Consider the following 23,169-nt stretch of genomic DNA (forward strand, 5'->3'; position numbering starts at 1 on the left):
GTATGAATGTAGGCGTATATTTAAGACCTTGGAACGGTACCTTTTATACAAAACTTTCCGAAAAGACATTTCCGAAAGATCAGATTATATCTATATCCGAATTCAAGGGGGTGGCACAGTATTGGGTTGGTGACTCCCTATTTAATGGGAAGGATTGTAATAACTGTTTATTTGATAACAAGGAAATGATGGATATATACATTAGATGTAGATTTTTAAGATCGTTACCAATTGATATTTCATTTAATCTTATAAGCAAGATGACTGAAAGTATCCAAACCTTATTTGAAAAATATAAATTTAAAATCTTTATTGGACAACTTATTGATAATTACACATTAGATATAATAGAAAGAGTTGCTCAAAAAAAAAATGTTAAATTTATTAGCCTTGTTGGACATTTCATTAATGGATACTCAAGATTTTCCGCTAGAGGAGAATTAACAAACTTAAGACGGGATGTTAGTAAAGAAGAAATTTCAACAGTTCTTTCAAAAATAACCAAAGAAGATTATAAACCCAATTTTGATATCAATAAAGAACAGTCTCGTTTACTAGGAATCAAGTACTATTATAGGGAGAAAGTAAAAGAAAACTACTTCTCATTACTTAAGCACATTAAAAGTGATAAATACAATTACCACTATAATACGTTTACTTTTAAAAACAAAAATCTAAATGACTTTATAAATAAGAATACTGATTTTGAATTTAAAAAACTAAATGATGTTAATATTGATAGAGATTCAATATATATACCTTTACATTTTACACCGGAAGCAACTGTAGATTATTGGTGTGAAGACCCCTTATGTGCATTCTATGAGGACTCAATTATCGATTTAATTTGTAAATCATCACATAAACTTAATTTTATTATTAAAGAGCACCCAGCTATGTATATGAAAAGAGAGCTAGCGTTTTATGAGAAATTGGTAAGTTTCCCGAATGTGCAACTTGTACATCCATATGAAAATAGTAACTTGTTATTAAACAAGGTTGATAATATTTATGTGTACACAGGATCAGTAGGAGTGGAGGCTTTAATTAGAGGAAAGAAAGTTTTCTCGAAAACTAGTAATTATTATAGTGATCTTCACCCCAATATTAGTATTACACCTTATTTAAGTTCTACTGATGTTCAGAAAGTGGTTACAGAGTATGATGAAAAATTATTTATCAAGGAATTATTACAAGGCCTAATTCCTGCAAAACTTATAAACAATAAAAAGATTATGAACAGTGACCTTGAAGGAATCTCTAAATACTTAAAGTATTATATTGAGGAATGTAATATCTTATCTATTTAAAAAGTATATCTTTTAAATTAATTTGATAATAAAGTGGGTTGATCAAAAATGTACCTAGTAATTAATAAGATAGCGGAGTTGATATCTTGTTCTAATTTAAATAATCCACAGATATTTAAAATTAGTAACCATGAAATAGTCAATAAACCAATTAATAATCCAGTTTATGAGTTATTTGAGAAAGGACTTTATCAGTTTGACAGACCATATTTTAGATTAGAAAATAATAGCCTTAAATATATAGTCGTTCCTGCATGTTATAGTGGTGAAGTTTACTTTGTTGAAAAGGGAGACCAAATAATTTTAAGTGATAATTTTTTTGAAATATGCGCCAGTCTGAAAGTGGTATCTAAAGATATCGAATCTTTTGGTTTTTTTATGAATAAAGGGTACTTTCCTCCTGGAAAGACATGGTTTAAAGAAATTGGAAGACTCTTACCTAGAAATATATACAAAATTGACAATCATAATATAACTGGTAATTATATTAATGACTCTGAGAATTTTGAAGGGTTAAGTGATCACGAAAAGTATCAAATATTTAAAAAACGCCTTAATTCTGCTATTTTATATAATTCTTCTTCAGAACAAAAACATGGAGTAATGCTAAGTGGAGGTGTTGACTCTAGACTTATCGCACTGATTTTAGGAGCTAATAATCAAGAAATTAATACTTATACGATTAAGCAGTCACCTATTAGTATTGGTAACTTACTAGATGTTAAATTAGCAGCACAATTTTCTAATGATATTGGAGTTACACATAATGTTCCTGAATTAAATTTTAAAAATCTTGAATTAAATGAACTTGATTATATCATTAGTGAAATGCCACTAACTGTTCACATATCTTTAAACTTTTTGGCTTTAGGTTCAGCGATGAAAAATGATGGTATTGTAAATTCTTGGTGCGGACAAAATCTTGATAACCTATATAATTTAGGGCCAACAGGCAAGCTAGATTTTTCAATACCAGGTATGACTTCGTTGTTTAGAAGGTATTTTCTCAGTGATATGTATATATCCGCTTTAGATAAAGTTGAAGGCGGTTTTCTAGTAAATACGCTTATACAAAAAGCTATTGGGGTTTCTGGAGCAAAATTGTATAGTACCTTAAAAAGAACGGGGTATAAACCACCTAAAGATGTGTATGAGTTTATTCAAAACTTTAATACATCATATGATAATACAATTTTTACGAATTTGGATAAGAAAAGTATTCAAGGAGACATAAAGGATTCTAGTATTACATTACAAAGTGTAAGAAACGAGTTATTTAAACAAAAGGTTGAAGGATATTTATCAAGTGGGGAATCTGAAGTTGTTTTTCAAACTAATATGAAGAATAACTTAACCACAATTTTACCCTATTCATCAGAAATTATGATTCCTATTTTAAGAAGTCTAAGAACAACCATAAAAGATGTTTTAAAACCAAAGAGGTTTATGTATAAATATACTAATGAGTTTTCTACTGTATATGGGAAAAGTGTAATGGATTTCAACCTAAGAACAGAAAATGAACTTACAAAAGAACATAATCAAAACTATGATGCTCATTACGCTGCAAATCAAATATTAAATACAACTGTATTTGGTAGACAATTAAAGGAAATTAATAAAGATACCATTAAACATAAAAGCTTTACCAATGTACAATATTTACGAATAAACCTAATTAATTATTGGAAACATAAAATTTGGAGTACCCTAAACGAACTTAATGTAGAAATCAGAGAATAGGTAAAACAAATGTCTGATAATAATAAAGGTATTTTCAAATCAGTATTTACGCTAACGTCTATACTAATTATTGGTAAATTACTAGGGTTTGTGCGGGAGATAACTATCGCTTCAAATTTTGGTATAAGTCCAGAAACTGATGCCTATAATCTAGCAATGACAATTAACATTGTTATTATGGCTATAGCTGGAACAGCTTTGAGCACAGGAATGGTACCTGTACTCTCGGATATAAAATCTACAAGAAGTCTAGAGTTACAAAATAAATATCTGAGTAATATAAGTAATATAATTATATTAACCACAGGAATTTTTGCTCTACTAATTATTATTATTGCACCTTATATTGTTGAAATATTAGGTTCAGGTTTTACTAATGAGCAAAAAGTATTAGCTGTTGAGCTAACAAGAATAGGTACTCCTATTATTGTTTTTGTTTTAACTTCAACGGCTTTTAGTGCTTTCTTAAATAGTCGAGAAGTTTTTGGAATCCCTGCTATTGCTGGTGTTCTTAATAATATTATCTTTATCGTCTTACTGTTTTTCTTAAAGATAAATGGTGTAACAGGTCTAATGAAAGTAGCGAGTTTTGCATATTTTTGTCAGGTTCTATTTATAATTTTTTACCTACCAAAACAAAATTATAAACATAAAATGATAGTTGATTTTAAAGACAAAAACATGATAAAGACAATCTCGATTATGATCCCTATAATTATGGGTGCTGCTGTTCAACAAATAAATGTTTTAATCGATAAGATGATTGCCACATCGCTAACACCAGGTAGTATTTCTGCCTTAAACTATGCTAACATTCTTAACTTAACTATATTAACCGTTTTTATAATGGCAATATCAACAATTATATTTCCGAGATTAGCCAATGCTGCAAGTTGGAAAGATTATAGCAGCATGGTCTCAACTACTGAAAAGGCAATTCGTTTAGTGATACTAATTACTATACCATCTACAATTTTCATCGTTTTACTTGCAGATGATATAGTGAGAGTTATATTTGAGAGAGGGGTATTTGATTCAAAAGACACTTCCATGACTTCTACAGCATTAAAATTTTATTCTATAGGTCTTATAGGATTTGGAATAAGAGAAGTGCTTCATAAAGTATTTTATTCTTTAAAAAATACTAGAACTGTTATGATTAATGGAATTATTGCAGTTATTATAAATATACTTTTGAATTTTGCATTAGCTCCACTTATGGGCCACGCAGGTCTAGCACTTGCAACAAGTATCTCTGGAATAATAACAACTATATTGTTAATCCGTAGTTTAAGAAAAACGAAAGTTCAGTTAAAGTTTTCCAAAGTATTATATTTTTTAATTTTGATTCTAGTAATTTCATTAATTATGGGAGTTATTATTATAACTATAGGACATTTAATTAATGGGTGGCATCCTTTGATTATATTAGTGATACAAATCTTGATTGGTAGTGGTGTTTATGTTTTGTTATCATTATTAGCAAGAGTAAAAGAATTCTATTTTTTAAGGACATTATTAAAAAAATAGATCTAAATGTTTTAGAGTTGATAGGAGTTAACCTTTATGGTTGCAATTATTTTCAATGTAAAGGTCAGGAGAAAATAAATGAGAAGAAGAATTAGTATTAACTTTTTACCAAGTAAATTTATTCTATATGGACTACTTATTTATTTTGCATTATTTTTGGTGGGCCCATACAAATATACTATATATAGTGTTGAAGGTTTATTTTATTTTATCCTGGCATTTATATTTTTATTCGTAGGCGCATTTATAGGGGAAAGATCTTCAAATCAAAAGTCTTTTAATTATAAGATCTATTTAAGCAAGAAAGCAGAGATGTTTATATTATTTTTAATAATCATCTCATTTTTATCTTTTCTAGCTTACCTCTTTTATATTTTAAAAGTTGAAGGTAGTAATTTTGAATATGCCATGGGTGATATAAGACAAAATATTTCTGAAAATAGACCAATATGGCATAAAATTGCAGAAATATTAATGGATCTAGGGATCGTTATATTTTTAATTGTTTCCTCATTATCAAAAACAAATTTTAAAGTAACTAAACTTTTTTCAGTCATTGTTTTTCTATTACCCAGTTTTGCCTTGTTAGCTATTGGTGCTAGAGGAAAGGCTGTTATGACAATAATCTTATTTATAATAGCCTATTTATTACAGAAAAAGAGGGGTATTAATAATGGGTTAAATAAAGGTTTTGGTAAAGTTTTTATTTTGCTTGCTGTGATTATTTTTATTTACTTTATAATGCAACTTTTTAGTGTCCGAGGAATTGATAGGAGCATATATAATACATTTTTACTATACCCAGGTGATATGGAAATTAAACCCTTTTATGAATGGTTGTTTACTAAATTCCCTTTTATAACAGAAACTGGTAAAATGTGGATCTATTATACCCATAGCTTCCCTTTCTTTACGTGGCTATTTGATAATTCAGATTACACACAATTGGCTTATGGAGCTTTCCAATTTAGAATTTTTGGCTTTTTACTGCAAATAATAGGAATACCTTTTATTAATTATATAGATATTGTGCATTCACAAGTGTTTTATGGATATTATCCAACGTTTATTCAAGGTTTTCTGTTGGATTGGGGCCCAATTTACGGTTTGCTTTTTATTTTATTTAATGGGTTATTACTAGGATTTTTTTCGGTTAGTAATAAAAGGTATGGGTTTGGGTATTTTATTTTTCCATTAATATTGACAATGTGCTTTATAGCTCCAATATATTATTTTTGGCATATATCAAACTTCGATTGGGTTATTTTCCTTTATTTTCCTATTTATTTTATGATTAAAATACTAGGAGTAACTAAAGAGAAAGCATAACCTTATATAATTCTTAGTAGGAGGGATAATTTTGTACGATATAGTTATTGTGGGAGCCGGGGGATTTGGTAGAGAAGTTTATCAATATGCCAAAAGTATTTACCCTTCGGTTGAATATAGGATAAAAGGATTTCTATCAAATAATCCTGGGGATTTAGACGGTTTTGATGTTGATTCAATAATATTAGGAGATGAGAATTCCTACGAAATACAAGAAAATGATAGGTTTATTTTTGCAATAGGTAATATTCAAATAAAAAAGAGGATAATACCAATTTTGAAAGAAAAAGGGGCAAAGTTTTTAACACTTATACATCCAACTGCTGTTGTATTCGATACTGCAAAAATAGGAGAAGGAGTGGTAATAGGCCCCTTTGTAACAGTTAGCGATCATGTTGAAATTGCAGACTTTGTAATGATGAATTTCTATTCTTCGGTTGGACATGACTCAAAAGTGGGCAAATATTCAATTCTTTCCCCATATGCAACAGTTAATGGCTTTTCTACTTTAGAAGAGGAAGTATTCTTAGGTACACATTCAACTGTTACAGCTTATAAAACAATTGGAAGAGAAACACAAATAAGCGCTAATTCAGTTGCAATGTACAATACTAAACCATATTCCTTAGTCTATGGTGTACCTGGTAAAATAAAGAAAATATTTGGTTGATTATATATTATAAAGTAAACAGGAGGATTTTTAAAAATGATAAATAAAGTAGCGAACATAATTAATGAAATGCTTGAAGAAACAGGACAAGACAAAGTTGAAAATTTTGACCCATCCATGAGTTTACGTGATGAATTAAATCTTGATTCTTTAATGCTTGCAGAATTAACAGTAAGATTAGAAGATGAGTTTGGGGTAGACATCTTTGAGGATGGTGTTGTAAGAACATTAGGAGAAGTAATAGCAAAGTTAGAAGGTAAATAAAATGAATAAAATTTTTTTAGTATATAAACAAATGGAAGTCACTTATGAGAATTTAATTAATGATATAAATGCCAAAGAAACTTACCAGCACTATATATTCGTTAATGATAATAATCCATACAGTATATTTTTATCAATTATTCATAGTCTCTTATATAAATATCCGATAGAAATTTTAGATGGGGATTTCTCAGATATAGAGTTGGAAGAAATCGGTGTTAATAAAACGGCATTATCAGACTCTAAAAGTATTGAAAGATTATTAACAATTAATGATTTTAATGTTTTATTAGATAAAATATCTGAAAATGAAGATTGGTCGTTGTCTTTATACACATCCGGAACAACAGGTAGACCTAAAAAGGTGACGCATACTTTTCAATCATTAACTAGAAACGTCAAAACTGGGGATAAGTTTTCTGACAATATATGGGCTTTTGCTTATAATCCTACTCATATAGCGGGGTTACAGGTGTTTTTTCAATCATTAATGAATCAAAATACTATTGTCTATGCATTTAATGACCAGTTAACAAATTTATCTAATTTAATAGAGGAATATAATATTACTAATATATCAGCAACTTCTACTTATTATAGAAATGTACTGCCTTACTTAAAGGATAGAGAGTATGATTCTATTAAAAGAATTACTTTTGGCGGCGAAAAATATGACCCAAGTATTGAAGACAAACTTAAAACAATTTTCCCCAATGTCAAAATTAGAAATATATATGCTTCTACTGAAGCAGGGAGTTTGTTTGTTGCTAAGGGAGAAAAATTTATAGTACCTCATACTATAAAAGGTTTAGTAAAAATAAACGAAAACAATGAATTGTTAATTCATCAAAGTTTGCTTGGTAAATCTAATTCTTTTACATTTGAGGGGAATTGGTTTAATACTGGTGACTTAGTTGAATTTATCGATAATATTCACTTCAAGTTTATATCTCGAAATTCAGATATGATCAATGTCGGTGGATATAAGGTAAACCCCTTAGAAGTCGAAAATACACTTATAAATGTTGAAGGCGTAATCGATTTAGTAGTTAAGTCAAAGAAAAATAAAGTAACTGGGGAAATTCTTGTTGCAGATGTTGTTAAAGGCGATAATTATAATGATATGGAATTAAAAAAGTCTATTAAGCAGTATGGAGCAAAGCATTTGCAGGAATGGAAAATTCCAAGGATAATAAAGTTTGTTAATGAAATACCGAAGTCTCGTACAGGAAAGAAGGTTAGAAAATGAAATGGGTAATTGTTACAGGTGATTCAAAAGGTCTTGGTAAAGAAATAGTAGGTAAGATACTATCAGATACTGAATTTGGAGTTGTTGGTATAAGCCGTTCAAATGAAGAGTCAGTTAAAGAATTACTAGATAAATATCCTAATAGATTTAAACATATTTCTTTTGACTTAGAAAAAGTGGCGGATATAAAGGAACTGTATATAAAACAAATTCGGAAAATAGGTCCTATTTATGGATTAGTGAATAACTCTGCATATGCTTACGATGATATTGTATCTAACTTAAATGTTGAGAACCTAGAACGTATGTATAAAGTTAATGTATTTTCTCCGATGCACTTAACAAAATATGCTATTAGAGATATGTTATTAAATAAAATTGAAGGTTCAATTGTTCATATTTCATCAGTTAGCGCCCATACTGGTTATAAGGGATTAAGTATGTATGCTTCCACAAAGGGAGCTATGGAAGCTTTCTCTAAAAACACAGCAAGGGAATGGGGAGCTAGAGGTATTCGTTCAAACTGTGTTGTACCTGGTTTTATGGAAACGTCAATGAGTGCATCATTAACAAATGAGCAAAAAGATCGTATATATAAGAGAACATCTATGAAGAAGGAAACAGATGTAGAGAGTGTAGCGAATTCTGTTGTGTTCTTATTATCTGAAAAAGCCCGATCTATTACGGGGACTGCTATTCACGTTGATAATGGAACAATTTAACATCAAAAAGATAGGTGGAAAATATCATAAGTACACATAACTAAATGAATAAAGTAAAAAATCTCCTACTTAAATTAGGAGATTTTTTATTTAATAATTTATATTATTATGATATTGAAATAATCTAATTTTTAAAATTAAATAATGTAAAATACGAAAAGATCTTATAAAGGCATAATGAAACATACAAAATATTAAAAAAGTTTAATTTTAATTTTTTTTAAAATGAATCAGTTAAAAGTAGGAGGAGCATTAATGGACTTAATCTTATTATCTGGTGGATCCGGTAAGCGTCTTTGGCCATTATCAAATGATTCTAGATCAAAGCAATTTTTAAAGGTTTTAGACAATGGTTCCAATTTGGAATCAATGGTCCAAAGAGTATGGGGGCAGTTAGAAAAACTACAGTTAAATGAATCGACAGTAATAGCAACTAGTAAATCACAGGTGGATATGATTCATAGTCAGTTAGGAAATCATATTCCATTAATTATTGAACCTGAACGTCGTGATACTTTTCCTGCTATCGCTTTGGCTGCTACTTACCTATATTCTATAAAGTGTACTAGTTTAGAAGATGTAGTAGGAGTTTTACCTGTAGATCCTTATGTTGATATTAGCTTTTTTGAAAGAATAAAAGACTTAGAAGATACATTAACAACTTCAGGTGCTGATTTAGCATTAATGGGAGTCAGTCCTACTTATCCTTCTGCAAAATATGGCTATATAGTTCCTAAACAAGAAATTGAAAGTGACTATATTCAAGTCAGTCATTTTAAGGAGAAGCCTTCTGAGAAAGAAGCAGTAGAACTAATTGACCAAAATGCTTTATGGAATTGTGGGGTCTTCGCTTTTAAGCTTCAGTACATTATAGATTTATTAGAAGATAAAGGCTTACCAATTCAATATGAGGAACTATTAAAACAATATCAAAGCCTCGAGAAGATCAGCTTTGATTATGCAGTAGTTGAAAAAGCTGAAAAAATAGTAGCACTACCTTATAGTGGAAGTTGGAAAGACCTTGGTACTTGGAATACGTTAACAGAAGAAATGGGTACCAATCAAATTGGAAAAGGGATTATCAGTGATGATTCTTCAAATACTCATCTAGTGAATGAATTAGATATACCTGTAACTATATTAGGTATTAAAGATGCAGTTGTTGCTGCAAGTCCAGATGGAATATTAGTAACTGACAAAGCTGCAAGTCCAAGAATTAAAGAGGTACTAAAAGGATTTGACCAACGACCAATGTACGAAGAACGTCGCTGGGGATGGTATAAGGTACTAGATCATACAAAGTTTGAGGAAGAAAATGAAGTACTGACAAAGAGAATTGGTGTTAAAGCAGGGAAGAATTTAAGTTATCAGAAACATTATGCGAGAAGTGAAGTTTGGACAATCATTAAAGGCGAAGGAGAATTTGCTTTAAATGATGAGATCCGTGTGGTAAAGCCAGGTGATGTTTTAATCATTCCTGTTGAGGCAAAACATGGTATAAAGGCTAATACTGACTTAGAATTCATTGAAGTACAAACTGGTTCGCAACTTATTGAAGAAGATATTGTGCGTATATTCATGACATGGGAAGAAGTAGAGGAACATTGTAAATCTTTTGTTAAATAATTTTTATTATATACCCGCTTAGCCCTGCAATGGCTGAGCGGGTTTTTTTGATATTCATAAAAACTTTGGTAGTGAAATTTTTAAAAATTTCCCCACCTTGTAATTAGGTGATTATAAATGAAAACACTATGCTATTACATTTCGGATTATGGATTTGGACATGCATCTCGTAGTGTAGCTATTATTCGAGAATTATTGAGACATTCAGATAAGATCAGAGTATTTGTTTGCCACAGCTATGCAATAGACTTTATGAAGGAATCATTAGTTAATGAGAAGCGTGTTAAATATAGAGTAGTATCAACCGATATTGGATATAAGTTAAAGCACAACTCCTTAGAACCTGATATAAAAGGTATGGATATTGCTTTTGATTCATATATGGAAAGTCTAGATGACTTGGTAAAAGATGAGATAGAATTTTGTACAAATAATAATGTTAACCTAATCCTATCCGATATTGTTCCATTCCCTTTTAAGGTTGCAAAGGAATTAGGGGTACCATCTATAGGAATATCAAACTTTACTTGGTATACAGCATATAAACAATTAATAGAGAAGGGCAAGTTAGATAGATTTAAGGGCTATTACTCATTAATGGATTACCACTTTTCACTTGCAACAAGTAATGAGTTTGAATGGGGAATAATTGAAGAAAAGGGGTTTGGGTTCGTTTCTCGAGAATGTGATGATAATGAAGTACTTGAACTTAAAGAAAAACTTGATCCAACTGGAAAGAAGACCATTGTTTACTTTGGTTTAGGGATGAAGATATTCATGGACCAGTTAGATGTATTAGGTTTATGGAATAGCCCAAATTGTGTATTTATCGTTTCAAGTAATGTTGAAGTACAAAGAAAAAATATATACAAGATTCCAGAAGATTATACAGAATCCCAACATTTTATTGCGGCATCAGATATAGTCATCACAAAAGCTGGCTGGAGTACAATAGCTGAGGCAATTAACTCAAACAAGCCACTCATTGTATTGAATCGCAGTAATATGGAAGAAGATCAAAATACAATTCAATACTTAATTAGTCATCAAAGAGCTGATATTATGGATTGGAATCAAATAAAAGATTTGAAGATTAATCAAGAAATGATGGTGCAATTATCTAAACAAAAGAATATTGTGACCGTCAAGTAGAATGACACAATTTTTGCTGATTAATTTGAAACACTTTGATCACCAAATATGGTTTTTCGATGCTTCATTCGCCAACTATCTTCATTCAACTGGATGATCTCGACTCGATGCAATATACGATCTAAAATAGCTGTGGTTATTGCTTGATCTCCCAAAAGTTCTCCCCATTCCTTCGGACCTTTATTTGAAGTTAGGATTATAGATGATTGGTTGTATAGGTTGTTAATTAGGTGGAAAAACATATTTGCTTCATGTTTATCCATTGCCATAAACATTAAATCATCTATGATAACTAAATCTGCTTCCCTAATTCTATTCATTCTTGTTTTTGACTTTCTAGTAATCTCTTCAGTTTTCAAAGCGTGAATAAGGTCTCCCATGGTTGTGAATATAACTTTATAACCTTGATTCAAAGCCTCGATCCCTAAACCTATTGAAAGATGAGTTTTACCAACACCTGGCGGACCAAGTAGAATGATATTGTATAGTTGCTCAATCCATGTTAAATCCTTTAACTGGTTTAACTTCTTACTACTCAATGATTTTTGTTCTTTCAAATCGTATTCATCAACTGTACTGTGAAACGGGAACGTTGCCCACTTAAATCGCTTTTCTAATTGTTTTTCATCTCTACGTTTTTGCTCGTATGTTGCTACATCTAGGAGAAACTGAGTAAAGGAAGAATCCTTTTGCTCAGCCTCTCTGATTAGTGTAGGTAACTGATTAGCTGTTTCAGCTAGACGAAGGCTCCTCATCAAATCTTGTAATTGATTTAACTGACTCATCGAGAATCACCTTCCAATATTACAGTGTAAGCATCTACTTTCCTTTTTGGTGCTTCTGTCTCCATAATCCAACCAGAAACCTGGTTTAATGGAGTAACAATCTCAGCGGTGTCGGTCACTGTATCGTCGATTTGTCGTTGTCGTTTTACGTACAAAACGATGTCGCTGAAGTCTGTCGCACTATAAAGATTCCTTCTGATACACTCGCGTAATGCTTCTGATAGTATTTTCGCATTATTAACTTTTGTCTCTCTTAGAATAATTTGCAATTGATCTCGCATATAGCGAGGATATTTATCCCGAAGGGTATTTATATAGTCATATGCTAATTCTTTATCCGAAAACTGTTTGGCAACAGTTTCTATAAATGCATCTATTCCTTTCGTTCGGTCGCGTGAATGTTTTCTATCTTTTATTAATTGCCCTTTACCTTCAGGGATTTTGTGTTTGGCAATCAATTCTCCTGATTCTGATATATAGATTAATAGATGCTTGTCTTCGGTTTCCTTAATACTAACCACGTCATATTTATTAAAGGTCCCTAGTGGAAGAGAATACCTATTAGACAAGTAACGAATGGTATTGTCCTTATGGACACTTTTTGATATACTATTTTCATAATTATTTTTGATATGAATATTTTTGATGACCGGTCTTAAGTGTTGCTTTTCTAAGGAGAACACTTCGACTGGTCTTTTTTTTGTAGTATTGTGGATTTTATAATTACCTGTTCTATTTAGCCATTCTTGCCCTTGTTCATTCCAAGAGTCGATATCATGGAAGACTCTATGTTTAGCGAAATTGTGCTTAATAAAACCAATCACATTTTCAATCTTTCCCTTACTTTCCGGATCAGCTTTCCGACAAACCTGAAGGTTTAGTTTTCGAGTTTCCTTATATTGTTGGAACTCCTTTGTGAGTATCAAATCTCCACCATTCTCACTTACCACTATTAAATTATCCTGGTCATATACTAATTCCCTTGGAATTCCACCAAACCATTCGAATGCATTTTCGTGAGCTTTAATAACATCAATAGTTGTGAAAGGTCTATCCAACCATTCTTTATATTTATATCTTGAATTGGATAAGACAAAAGCTATGCAGCCTAATTTTACTTCTTTATTGTCATGCGTCTTTTGTTTAGTGAACCCAAAATCAACTTGAATTTGTTCACCCATTGGTGAATCAGGTATCGCTTCATAGACTCTTGGATGTGTTTCTTTAGCTATTCTAAATTCTTTTCTCAACTCTCTTACATAAGCCCGAACAGTACTTTCCCCAATCTTTAGTGTTTCATATTTCTCTTGTAACCAATCTTGTACTTGTGATGCTGACATATCTGGATGTTCCCTTAACCATGATAGAATCAGCTCTTTATGATCATCTAGTTTCTTTCTCCTTGTTAGTAATGAATCTACCCATTCTGCCATCTCCGAAGGAGATTTCCTAAGATGACGGTGTACAGTTGATCTTGATACTCCTAACTTTTCCGCCACCTTTGACTTACTAAATCCTTGTTTTATAAGCTGCTGTATCTCCATATACATTTCCCACTTATCCACCTTTTCTGTGTCCTCCAATGATGTATGATAATAAATCATAAACATCATACAATGGAAGGAACTTATATTTTACTGGTATATTTGGGTAAATAAGTGTTTCTTTTTATCTAGCGAAAACTGTCTACTTTAGTTTAGCAGTCACAAATATGGTCCTTGTAAAAAATGATAGTGAAAGAGTAGCAGAAGAGTTGATAAAAATAATTTTTAAGTAAAAATAAGCCCGTATAGCTAACAACTTTTTAGCTATACGGGCTTATTTTTTTTGGCTCTATACAGAACATACGTTCTTGTGTAAAATATTAATATTGCAACATCAATAAATATAAAAAAGCTTCAATACAGTTGGGAGGAATACAAATGATAAAAGAAGCTAGTATAATGCGAGTTGAATGTCCTGCATGTGGTTACAGGCTGCTGGATAAAGGAGATAAAGCTGCTGGTCCCGTACAAACGAAGTGCGGAAGATGTAAGCGGGTTTGGGAAGTTGAACTAGCAACAGGAGAGTTTAAACAAGTTAGTGGAAAACCAATAACGAGACGAAAAGGAGATAACGATGCGCCATGAGTTGCAAATCAATTCTACCTTAAGGTCCGGGAAATCAGTATAACTGATATACCTGGGCCTTTTTAATTTTATCAAAAGTTCATATTACGATGATACCAAGCGAGGAATCGATGGCATTACCCAATGCTGGATCATTTTTGAGAAGAAATGATCATCCAGTAAGTGAATGCACATTGAATCAAAAATAATTGGTACCGAGCAAGGAGTCGTGGTGTGAACTACCTATAAGCCGGACATGGATCGCCCTGCAAATAATGCAGTTGGGCGTTCTGTGTCCGGCTTATTTTTTTGTCTCTTTTTTTCACGGCTCCTTGCCGGGCTATGGGGGAAAAGAGAATGAGCAAAACTATCAAAATTGGCAAGGAAATAGTAGTTGTGAATTTGCAGATGTTCAAAATCTGAAATAAGATTCCTACAAAATCTATCTTCGTATAGATGTATATTAATTCCATTGTTGATTAGACTGATAAACTATATTAACTATTGGAGGAGAACGGATGGGAACGGACCCTAGTAATTCTTTCATTACAAAATTTCATGAAGAGCTAAAACAAAATATGTCATCTTTTCCTGTGAAAGTAGGAGAAATTGAGGGGAGTGGCCCTTTTCGCAAACGTTATGATTCTTATTTTTTAGATAATAATAAATGGAGTTTAGATAAAATAGGTAGAATCAAACAGTTTAGAAATATGGTGAAAAATAGCCCAACAATTAGAAAAAATATTAAATTTGAATTCAAGGAACCTGCTCTCAATCTAGAAGTTAAATATATATTCTATCATCGTTTATTTAATAATCGTTGGAAAGTGACAACGATGTTTCAATCTATTCAGAATCCAGTTAGGCGACTTACGGAGTTTATGAACGAATATAAACCTGATAAAAAATCATTTCTTCAATTAGATATTAAATTGACCGAGGAAGAATATGTACTTTGGTTACAAAAGAAGGGGATTAAAACAAAGCGGTTGAAGAGACGCCAGCCTCCTCATAATGATGTTGAATTTCACACGTCAGTGGCATCAATCTTGAGAATGGTATATGAAGAACTTGCTAAAATGGCAAATTTAGAGCAACCAAAGGAATGGAAAAAAGATATATGGGACGTACGCAATTTACATGCTGCTTATGGCATTGAATATAATAAAACAGTTTCTGAATATATAATTGATTTTAATAGAATTGTAATGCCAGGTGTCCGAGAAGAAGTGAAGAAATATTTTAAAGAAAGGCTACTGAGTAAACACAAATTTGCCTGGGGAACGTCCAAAAATTATATAACGGTCCTTTCTCAGTTTTTTCGTTTTATACATAAACTTAATCCTAAATGGCGGGATATAAGGGGATTGAAGCGCCATCACATCGTAAAATATATTGAATATCTTCACACATACATCACGAAACGTAAGGGTGAGAAGTCTAATCCAGAAATGTCTGTTGCTAAAGCCCTAGTAATAGTAGAAAAATTTATTTATGATATACAGCGCTACGGCTATAAAATCGCGCCAAAGATAGATGTTAAGTACTTGCTCTTTCCAGAAGATATCCCTAGGAGTAAAAGAAAATCGATTCATCAAATAGATTATATTCCTGAATTTGTTTTAAAGCAGTTATTTAAACATATCAAGGGTCTACATCCAGATGTAACAGCAGTCATCATGATAGCTTATAAAACAGGACTTAGGGTGTCAGACATTTTAACATTAAAGACGAACTGTTTAATAAAACTTAATGACCAATTTTGGCTAGAAGCAGACATTCGGAAAAGTAACATCATAGGACATCGTATCCCAATTGATGAGCACCTAGTTGAAGTGATTGAATCTGTTCTTGAGAGAAGAAGGGATATCTTTAATCCTGACCAATTTCTGTTTGTGAAAACGAAAGGGAACAAGAAAGGAGAACCGATTAATCAAACGTATATTCGCGCTCATCTCAAGGCGTATGCTGAACAAAACCATATTGAAGATGAATCCGGACGCCCCTTCCACTTTAGAACACATCAATTTCGGCACACTTTCGCCATGAAAATGTTAAATGGTGGCGCTGACCTTCTAACAGTGCAAGATATGATGGGGCATAGCTACCCTGAATCAACATTAACGTATGTGAAGATTTTGGATGAAACAAAGAGGCATGTTTTTGATTCAGTGATCCAAAAAGGAGAGTTTGGTATTTGAGGGACAGGTTTCTAGTCCTGATTATAATTTTAGATTGTATATTAAAATAATCAAGGTTTAGCTTATTTCATGTCATGGTGGGTTAATATAATAGGGTTACTTTCATCCAATTTACGTTGCATTTTCGAGCTCAATTGTCCCCTTTTTCAGTACAATTTCATTAGAAAAAGTAAAGAAATCAATGATCCCTTTTGATGTTGCGGGTTCTTTATATACCAGATTACGACTCCGATAATATGCACTTTGCTAAAAAAACGGAATAATTTCCCTTTATGCAACTAGGGCATGTATGTTACCATGTATTTAAATAAAATTAAAATCGTACGAAAGGGCAAACTCATTGAAAAGTGAGGACGCAAAACTAGAGGGGCTAAAGTCATTTTGATCAAGCCAGCCAGTTACCGAATACTGATCCTCCGTGAGATTATATACTAGGAGGTTTTTTTATGCAGTTTTTACATCGAATCATTTTGGGGTATTATTCTACTATCATTGGAAGTTGTATTGATGAAACAATGAAGGTTAAACTGATCCGCAAGATCGAGTATCATCAATCAAAGCTATCGGTTTAAACGTTAATGTATGAAAGTGGTTTAGCAAACTATTAGCTCAACTCTATATATAAAAGAGTTGAGCTTTATTTATTGGTTGATTGGATAGTCCTATCAGAAACTACAAAACTTCAGTATACATAAAGCAGTACGCTGCATTTGTTTTTCCATTACATAGTGTGATTCCTTTAAGGTAAGTTGTTCGCCGTTATGGAACATGATCGTGGAGGTGTTTGTTTTCGGAGTTTTATTTGGATGAATATGGCAGATATGGTTATAGAAAATCCAGGTACAATGGAATTGAGTTGGGGAATGAGTAGGGAAAGCAAAGGTTTTGTTAGAGGTATTAATTGGGATGGGGACTTTTCGTTTGGAGGCAGTTTGGTAGATGATGGCATCCCGTCTTCCTTCATAGGATGAGCCATTATGTAAGCAAGCAGTTTTGATTATTTGAAGTGGGGTTTTCTTGACGTGAATTTGGCGGTCGGTTTCTAATACGAGTGTATCGTATTCATGATGGAATATCGGTATAAGAGCCATCGTTTTTTCGTTTACATTGTAATCATTTTGAATAATTGTCATGGGGAATGACCTCCTTTTATGTGGATTTTTACATTTTGGTTGGATACAGTAGAAAAAATGAAATGGAGTAAAACGGGAAAGGGTTTTAACTAGGATTTCTTCACCTTCTTTAAATCTGTTTCTATTTCATTAAATAATTGCTGTTCAGACATACATAGCACTTTAGATAAACGATACAAGGTATAGGAGCCTGGGATTTTATGACCTCGTTCAATTAAGCCAAGGTAGTTTTCACTAAGATCGGCTTGCTCTGCTATTGTATATCTTGATAAGCCTAAATATTCTCTTTTGTACCTTATTTTTCGTCCTAGTAAAATTCCGAACAAATCTTTTTCCTTCATAGGTAGATTCCTTTTTAAAACAATTATCTAGTCCAACATATTCATTTAACACAACCTATAGGGATGAATTTGTTAATAACTGTAAATGATTAATAAAAGAGTAGAGTTCCTTATGGAAACTCTACTCCTATTCAGACTATTAATTTACATGAAGAAGTTTTCTAATTTTAGGTTTGGCAAGTCTTGCCCAGTTTTTAACTGCATCAACAGTGACCCCTTCATTCTCCGCAATCTCCTTTACTGATAAATCGTTTAGAACAAAAGAAGTGAACCAAATAAGCTGCTTTTCCGATAATGCAGCCTTTATTTTTTCAAGCGTGTACATATCTATAAGATCGTACTCGTCCGTGGTTACTAGATTCTCGAACGTAAACATGATTTGTTTATATTTTTCTTCCTTTTCCTGTCTTCTGTTTTGGTCCCTAATTGAACTAAGCAAGGCCTTTTCAATCCGGAAATAAGCATACGTAGAAAACTTTCCTCCTTTATCCTCATCATACGTTTCATATGCTTTCCAAAGAGCGATAACTCCTTCCTGATAAAACTCCCTATAAGGGTCTCGTATCCCCAACCTATGAATCAGATGGTAAATAATCCTATCATACTCTTTTAATACATCATTAAACGGCTGTTTTTTAACCTCTACCACTATGGCCTCGTTCTATAAAGGCGCCTTTACATAGTTATTCCGCGGTAGGGTAAGTGTATAAGGAATGATGGGGTTATTCATGTGGGGAAATTTTAAGTTTCTCACGTTATTTTGGACTTTATTGGTAGATAAGAAAGGAAATGTTTGATAAAGGGTTAGTTATTTTATGTTTCTATTAATTTGTTTAGTAATTTCAAATATAGAGTTTTTAAGCCGTAATTTGTGGCAAGATTAATAGTTTGTAATGTAGTATATATATTAGTTAATTGCAAAAGGGAAAGTGCCTTTTATAAAATAATAATTGAGGGGTTTGTATGAGAAAAATTAAGATACCTTATATTTATACAACAATATTTATTCTACTAATCATATTTGTCGTAGTAAGTATTCAAGTGTATCCCTTTGAATCTACTGCTAATATGATATCTTTTATTGTTAATGTATTGTCAGTGGTCATTGCATTTATCGCCTTTATTATTGCTCTTCAAACTTATATTTCAATCGACAGTGTAAACGCTATCACGAAAATGGAAGGAAATATACTAGAAAATGAGAATTATGTTACTTCTATTACTAGTTTAATTAGAGAGTATAGTATGAAGGACTCCAAAAGTGTTGGAGAAACTATTTTTAGTAATTTGGAGGGAAGGTTTTCTAAAAAGTCAAAGACTGCGATTGAATTAGCAACTAATTTACAATACTTCATTGATCTGATAGTCTTTTTTCCTTCATTGTTTCATTCAAGTGATGAGAATCAAAAGGAGAATATAGCAAGAATGAATAAAATCCTCTTAGAAATAGATAAGAGGAAAGAAGCTTTACTTGCGATCAGTACAGGTAATCTACTTTTAATTGAGGAAACAGTTAAATTGATAAAATATGTGATGAATTATCAAAAATTAGTACATAGTAAAAATTTTAATATTGCTGGAGATTTATTAGAAGTAAGAGGAATAATGCTTAAAAACCCAGTTACTCAAACTGTTTATTATAACTATTTAGGGTTATTTTATAATAAAAAGGCAATGGCAATTTTAAGAGATAGATTAAATCTAGGAAATGAAGATATTTTTCAAATAGAAAAGCTAAGGGATGTAATGAAAGAAATAGAGCTTATAGAAGAAGCCGATTTGGAACTAATTCGCATGTATTTAAAGGATTCAAATAAAGCTTTTAAAAAAGCATTAGAAAGCTGTAAAGAGAATTTGATGTGGAATAGTTTTATTAAATATAATGAAGCAAGATCTACCTTTTTTCTTCAATTGTTCTCACCTCATTATACTGGTGTAGAGTGGGAAAATATTATGAATGAAGCAATTTTCGCAAGGTATAGGCTTAACATATTAATAAAAGACATACTAGATTCTCAAGAAAAAACTTATTTACAAGAAGCATTTATCTATCAGGAATACTTAGCTAGATTTGTAAAATGTAATATAATGATTGCGATGAGGAAGGACCATACTAATTTATACAGCAGCCCCATTCACCTGTACCCAAATTATGATGGGTTGTTAGAAGAGTGGTATATTAAAGAGCCTTATAAAGGTAATTTTACAAATATTAGAGTTTATCAAAAAAACATAATTCGTTACCTAAAAAATAATGAGAACCATGTAAAAAAATAGATGATTTTAGAGGAAAGAAAAATAAAACTCTTCCATGTATTGACAAACTATTTAATAGAAATTATCTACAATAGAAATGGTTAGTATTTAATAGTATTGGAGGAGAGTTTTTTGAAGAAGATTTTTACTATATTAACAGTATTACTAGTTTCTTTATCTATGTTTTCTACTAGTGTATTTGCTAAAGAGAATGGTGGGAAAGAATCCCTTGTTGCTCTTGGTGATTCTATTCCATACGGTTTTAATTTAGAAAATAATAATCATCATCCGTCAAGAGAAGCATACCCTTATTTAATTGGGGATGAAGCTGACCTTCGAGTTAGAAATTTAAGTGTGCCAGGATGGAAGACTGATGACTTATTAACCGCAATTATGAATGATCAAAAATATCGCCAAGCCATTAAACATGCAGACTATATCACATTGAGTATAGGTAGTAATGATCTGTTAAAAGAATTTGGTAGTTCAGAAGTTCAAGGAAAGATAATGCAATTTATAGCAAGCCCTAATCCATTATTATTTGCAGAAATTCAAGAGGCTTTAGAAGTTGAGGAACTGGTGGAAAGCATGGAAGAAATCGTCTTGGAAATTCAATCGTTAACGGATGCCCCGATTGTTGTTTATAACATATATAATCCCTATGCTTACGATAGTCCATATTTCCGTGCGGGTAATCTACTCCTAAATGATTTTGCAGGAATACCTAGTATAAATTCCATGATTGAAAATGACTTGTCAGAACAGGATGTTACTGTTGTAGATGCATTTACAGCAATGTTTGGAAATGATGATAATCTAATAGATAACGATATACACCCATCGTTTATGGGACAACAGGAGCTAGCGAAAGTTGGGTATGAGGCGATAATGGATTTTGAGTAATTGTTATATTATAAGTGCAAAAATAAAAACGATAGAGACTTATGGTCTCTATCGTTTTCTAGTTGGATTAGTTTGATAGGTTTACCCATGGATTCTTTATCGAAAGTTGGGTCTCATTTCATACCTTCTGGATTCTCATCTAATAGTGCATGTAGATACCTTTCAGCTAGTTCATGAATTACTATATCTGGCTTTTCGTGTTGAATAATATCTGTATTAAATGCATAATCCCAAACATATATACTACTACTGAAATTCTCAGATAAATAAGGAATTAGAGCGTTACTAAAAGAGTCTCTAAACATTAACAGCTTATAGGAATTAGAAATAGATTCATTTCCTTTTACTACCAATCTGTTAGGGTTCGGGTAAATGCTTTTATCAATTTCTATATCCTTGACTGCACTTTTAAAGGTAGGATCTAAATTAATTCGTTCTTCCAATAAAATATCATTCATTGATAACATGAAAGCAAGATCACCTCCACCAGACGAATAATTTAGAGAATATTTTCCTATTGATAGTGGCTTTATATTTTCAAAATCCTCTCCTATAACGTTAACAATTTCACTATATGCATAAAATGCCCCTAAATCATTCCAATGGGTGTCATTTTTTCTATACAAGTTTTCTTCACCTTTATTTTTTATTAGTGTTTTTCTTAAATCTATTATGTCTATATCCGAATTGTACTCTAAATAGTTGATGAGTTGGTCAAGTCGTGATTCTTCCTTATGCTTTTTGATATTTGACGGTAAATATTCCGGGTATATTGTGTGTTTATTAGGTGCTACTGTTATATAAAATTTTATGCCTTGAGCCTCTAACCATTTTTTCCTTTCTTCTAAATTACTTTTTATAGTTTCCAACTCTATATCATCAAAATGATTTACTCCTCGGTAATCTTCTGTGACACCTTCATCATTATAAAATAACCAACCATCTTTCCCTATTAATACTCTATTAATAGGAGAAGTTTTTAAATATTTGACTTTTATAACATTATTCCATTTAATAAGTTTATCCCTAAAACCAAAGTTATCATTTATATACGTTTCATATTTTCTAATATAGTCAGTATAAGTTTCTTCTCTTAAATTTAATTTTGGTTTTGCTGCCAAATCCCTTTTTTCAACACTTGATAAATTAGAGTCGATACCTATAATTGTAACAAAACTAGGTATGATTAGAATAACTATAAAAGCAAAAGGTAGTAAAGAACTATTAAACTTTTTCAGATTTATAGTTTGAATAACATTTAAATTTGTTATTTGGAGAAACCAAAACAAAATAAAACTTAATAATAATGAAAAAATAAAAGAGATTACTATCTTAAAGGAGTTATTGTTTAAGTATTTATCTATATTCTCAACATCATCAATAATAAAATAAGGATCGTCCCCACTAGGTTTAATTTTAACTAAATTATTCTCAACTCCAATATGTTCGATATGGTTTGTATAATTATGGCTTTCCACAACCATATCAGCACTCCACTCGTATTCCCTAGAGGTCTTATTCCAGGTAATATTCTTTACATAGATTGTCCCTGGGGATGTTCCAAAGTCAAATCTTAAGCTTTTAACGTTAGATGGTAATGAAAACTGTAAACTTTGGAACAAATCATTGTTACTTACATTTATCACTTTAGAATCATTTTCGTTAAAACCATTTCCAATATCGTAAAATACTTGATATACATCATCCACCGGAGATTTTACTTCAACAAATAGATTTGTATGGCTTTCTCCACTAGTACTTGTAAAAAAATAAAAAGACAAAAATAAGAAAATTGTACTTAGAAATACGTTTATTATTGTTTTTTTTCTTCGAGTTAATAACATTTT

At 31.4% G+C, this 23,169-nt stretch carries 21 protein-coding genes and 1 riboswitch; of the genes, 15 read left to right on the forward strand and 6 right to left on the reverse strand.

Going from position 1 to position 23,169, the window contains the following annotated elements:
* Positions 1–2: 2 nt before the first annotated feature.
* The 10 genes from HNQ94_RS14905 to HNQ94_RS14950 all read left to right on the forward strand — a co-directional run bounded on the left by HNQ94_RS14905 (position 3) and on the right by HNQ94_RS14950 (position 11,595).
* Positions 3–1,310 (forward strand): capsular polysaccharide export protein, LipB/KpsS family, encoded by a 1,308-nt coding sequence (locus tag HNQ94_RS14905; protein WP_174496936.1) that lies wholly within the window; start codon positions 3–5, stop codon positions 1,308–1,310.
* Between the two features lie 48 nt (positions 1,311–1,358).
* On the forward strand, positions 1,359–3,053 hold the full coding sequence (locus HNQ94_RS14910) for an asparagine synthase-related protein (protein WP_174496937.1): 1,695 nt from the start codon (positions 1,359–1,361) through the stop codon (positions 3,051–3,053).
* A 9-nt stretch (positions 3,054–3,062) separates the two neighbouring features.
* Positions 3,063–4,583 (forward strand): murein biosynthesis integral membrane protein MurJ, encoded by a 1,521-nt coding sequence (murJ, locus tag HNQ94_RS14915; protein WP_174496938.1) that lies wholly within the window; start codon positions 3,063–3,065, stop codon positions 4,581–4,583.
* Between the two features lie 78 nt (positions 4,584–4,661).
* The gene (locus HNQ94_RS14920) at positions 4,662–5,912 is read left to right on the forward strand and encodes an O-antigen polymerase (RefSeq protein ID WP_174496939.1); all 1,251 of its coding nucleotides are present in this window, start codon (positions 4,662–4,664) and stop codon (positions 5,910–5,912) included.
* Between the two features lie 31 nt (positions 5,913–5,943).
* On the forward strand, positions 5,944–6,582 hold the full coding sequence (locus HNQ94_RS14925; protein WP_174496940.1) for an acetyltransferase: 639 nt from the start codon (positions 5,944–5,946) through the stop codon (positions 6,580–6,582).
* Positions 6,583–6,618: 36 nt separating this feature from the next.
* Positions 6,619–6,846 (forward strand): acyl carrier protein, encoded by a 228-nt coding sequence (locus tag HNQ94_RS14930; RefSeq protein WP_174496941.1) that lies wholly within the window; start codon positions 6,619–6,621, stop codon positions 6,844–6,846.
* Position 6,847: 1 nt separating this feature from the next.
* On the forward strand, positions 6,848–8,095 hold the full coding sequence (locus HNQ94_RS14935; RefSeq protein WP_174496942.1) for an ANL family adenylate-forming protein: 1,248 nt from the start codon (positions 6,848–6,850) through the stop codon (positions 8,093–8,095).
* Positions 8,092–8,817 (forward strand): SDR family NAD(P)-dependent oxidoreductase, encoded by a 726-nt coding sequence (locus HNQ94_RS14940; protein WP_174496943.1) that lies wholly within the window; start codon positions 8,092–8,094, stop codon positions 8,815–8,817. The genes HNQ94_RS14935 and HNQ94_RS14940 overlap by 4 nt, the downstream gene beginning before the upstream one ends.
* 255 nt (positions 8,818–9,072) lie before the next feature.
* Positions 9,073–10,443, forward strand: a complete 1,371-nt coding sequence (locus HNQ94_RS14945; protein ID WP_174496944.1) for a sugar phosphate nucleotidyltransferase — start codon at positions 9,073–9,075, stop codon at positions 10,441–10,443.
* A gap of 117 nt (positions 10,444–10,560) precedes the next feature.
* Positions 10,561–11,595 (forward strand): glycosyltransferase, encoded by a 1,035-nt coding sequence (locus HNQ94_RS14950; RefSeq protein WP_174496945.1) that lies wholly within the window; start codon positions 10,561–10,563, stop codon positions 11,593–11,595.
* 20 nt (positions 11,596–11,615) lie between these two features.
* Here the strand turns inward: HNQ94_RS14950 and istB are convergent, their stop codons facing one another.
* Complete coding sequence (gene istB, locus HNQ94_RS14955; RefSeq protein WP_174496946.1) at positions 11,616–12,380, reverse strand: IS21-like element helper ATPase IstB; 765 nt, start codon at positions 12,378–12,380, stop codon at positions 11,616–11,618.
* Positions 12,377–13,945, reverse strand: coding sequence for an IS21 family transposase (gene istA, locus HNQ94_RS14960; protein ID WP_174496947.1), 1,569 nt, complete (start codon positions 13,943–13,945; stop codon positions 12,377–12,379). The genes istB and istA overlap by 4 nt, the downstream gene beginning before the upstream one ends.
* A 357-nt stretch (positions 13,946–14,302) precedes the next feature.
* Between istA and HNQ94_RS14965 the strand changes: the two genes are divergently transcribed.
* The 3 genes from HNQ94_RS14965 to HNQ94_RS19670 all read left to right on the forward strand — a co-directional run bounded on the left by HNQ94_RS14965 (position 14,303) and on the right by HNQ94_RS19670 (position 17,261).
* The gene (locus HNQ94_RS14965; protein ID WP_174496948.1) at positions 14,303–14,509 is read left to right on the forward strand and encodes a hypothetical protein; all 207 of its coding nucleotides are present in this window, start codon (positions 14,303–14,305) and stop codon (positions 14,507–14,509) included.
* Positions 14,510–15,006: 497 nt separating this feature from the next.
* Positions 15,007–16,689, forward strand: a complete 1,683-nt coding sequence (locus tag HNQ94_RS14970; protein ID WP_174496949.1) for a tyrosine-type recombinase/integrase — start codon at positions 15,007–15,009, stop codon at positions 16,687–16,689.
* Between the two features lie 320 nt (positions 16,690–17,009).
* Positions 17,010–17,095, forward strand: a riboswitch (cyclic di-GMP riboswitch).
* Between the two features lie 40 nt (positions 17,096–17,135).
* Positions 17,136–17,261, forward strand: a complete 126-nt coding sequence (locus HNQ94_RS19670) for a hypothetical protein (RefSeq protein ID WP_260400955.1) — start codon at positions 17,136–17,138, stop codon at positions 17,259–17,261.
* A gap of 93 nt (positions 17,262–17,354) precedes the next feature.
* On the opposite strand, the gene HNQ94_RS14975 is transcribed toward HNQ94_RS19670, so the two are convergent.
* The 3 genes from HNQ94_RS14975 to HNQ94_RS14985 form a co-directional block, all read right to left on the reverse strand.
* The gene (locus HNQ94_RS14975; protein WP_174496950.1) at positions 17,355–17,822 is read right to left on the reverse strand and encodes a competence protein ComK; all 468 of its coding nucleotides are present in this window, start codon (positions 17,820–17,822) and stop codon (positions 17,355–17,357) included.
* Positions 17,823–17,911: 89 nt separating this feature from the next.
* Positions 17,912–18,163, reverse strand: a complete 252-nt coding sequence (locus HNQ94_RS14980) for a helix-turn-helix domain-containing protein (RefSeq protein WP_174496951.1) — start codon at positions 18,161–18,163, stop codon at positions 17,912–17,914.
* A 139-nt stretch (positions 18,164–18,302) separates the two neighbouring features.
* Complete coding sequence (locus HNQ94_RS14985) at positions 18,303–18,812, reverse strand: sigma-70 family RNA polymerase sigma factor (RefSeq protein WP_174496952.1); 510 nt, start codon at positions 18,810–18,812, stop codon at positions 18,303–18,305.
* Between the two features lie 314 nt (positions 18,813–19,126).
* On the opposite strand from HNQ94_RS14985, the gene HNQ94_RS14990 reads away from it, so the two are divergent.
* Positions 19,127–20,440 carry a hypothetical protein gene (locus HNQ94_RS14990; RefSeq protein WP_174496953.1) on the forward strand — a complete coding sequence of 438 codons (1,314 nt, stop codon included), beginning with the start codon at positions 19,127–19,129 and terminating at the stop codon, positions 20,438–20,440.
* A gap of 111 nt (positions 20,441–20,551) precedes the next feature.
* Positions 20,552–21,322 (forward strand): SGNH/GDSL hydrolase family protein, encoded by a 771-nt coding sequence (locus tag HNQ94_RS14995; protein WP_174496954.1) that lies wholly within the window; start codon positions 20,552–20,554, stop codon positions 21,320–21,322.
* Between the two features lie 113 nt (positions 21,323–21,435).
* On the opposite strand, the gene HNQ94_RS15000 is transcribed toward HNQ94_RS14995, so the two are convergent.
* Positions 21,436–23,166 (reverse strand): alginate O-acetyltransferase AlgX-related protein, encoded by a 1,731-nt coding sequence (locus tag HNQ94_RS15000; RefSeq protein ID WP_174496955.1) that lies wholly within the window; start codon positions 23,164–23,166, stop codon positions 21,436–21,438.
* Between the last annotated feature and the right edge of the window lie 3 nt (positions 23,167–23,169).

This window comes from Salirhabdus euzebyi (assembly GCF_014207435.1).
Lineage (GTDB): Bacteria > Bacillota > Bacilli > Bacillales > Alkalibacillaceae > Salirhabdus > Salirhabdus euzebyi.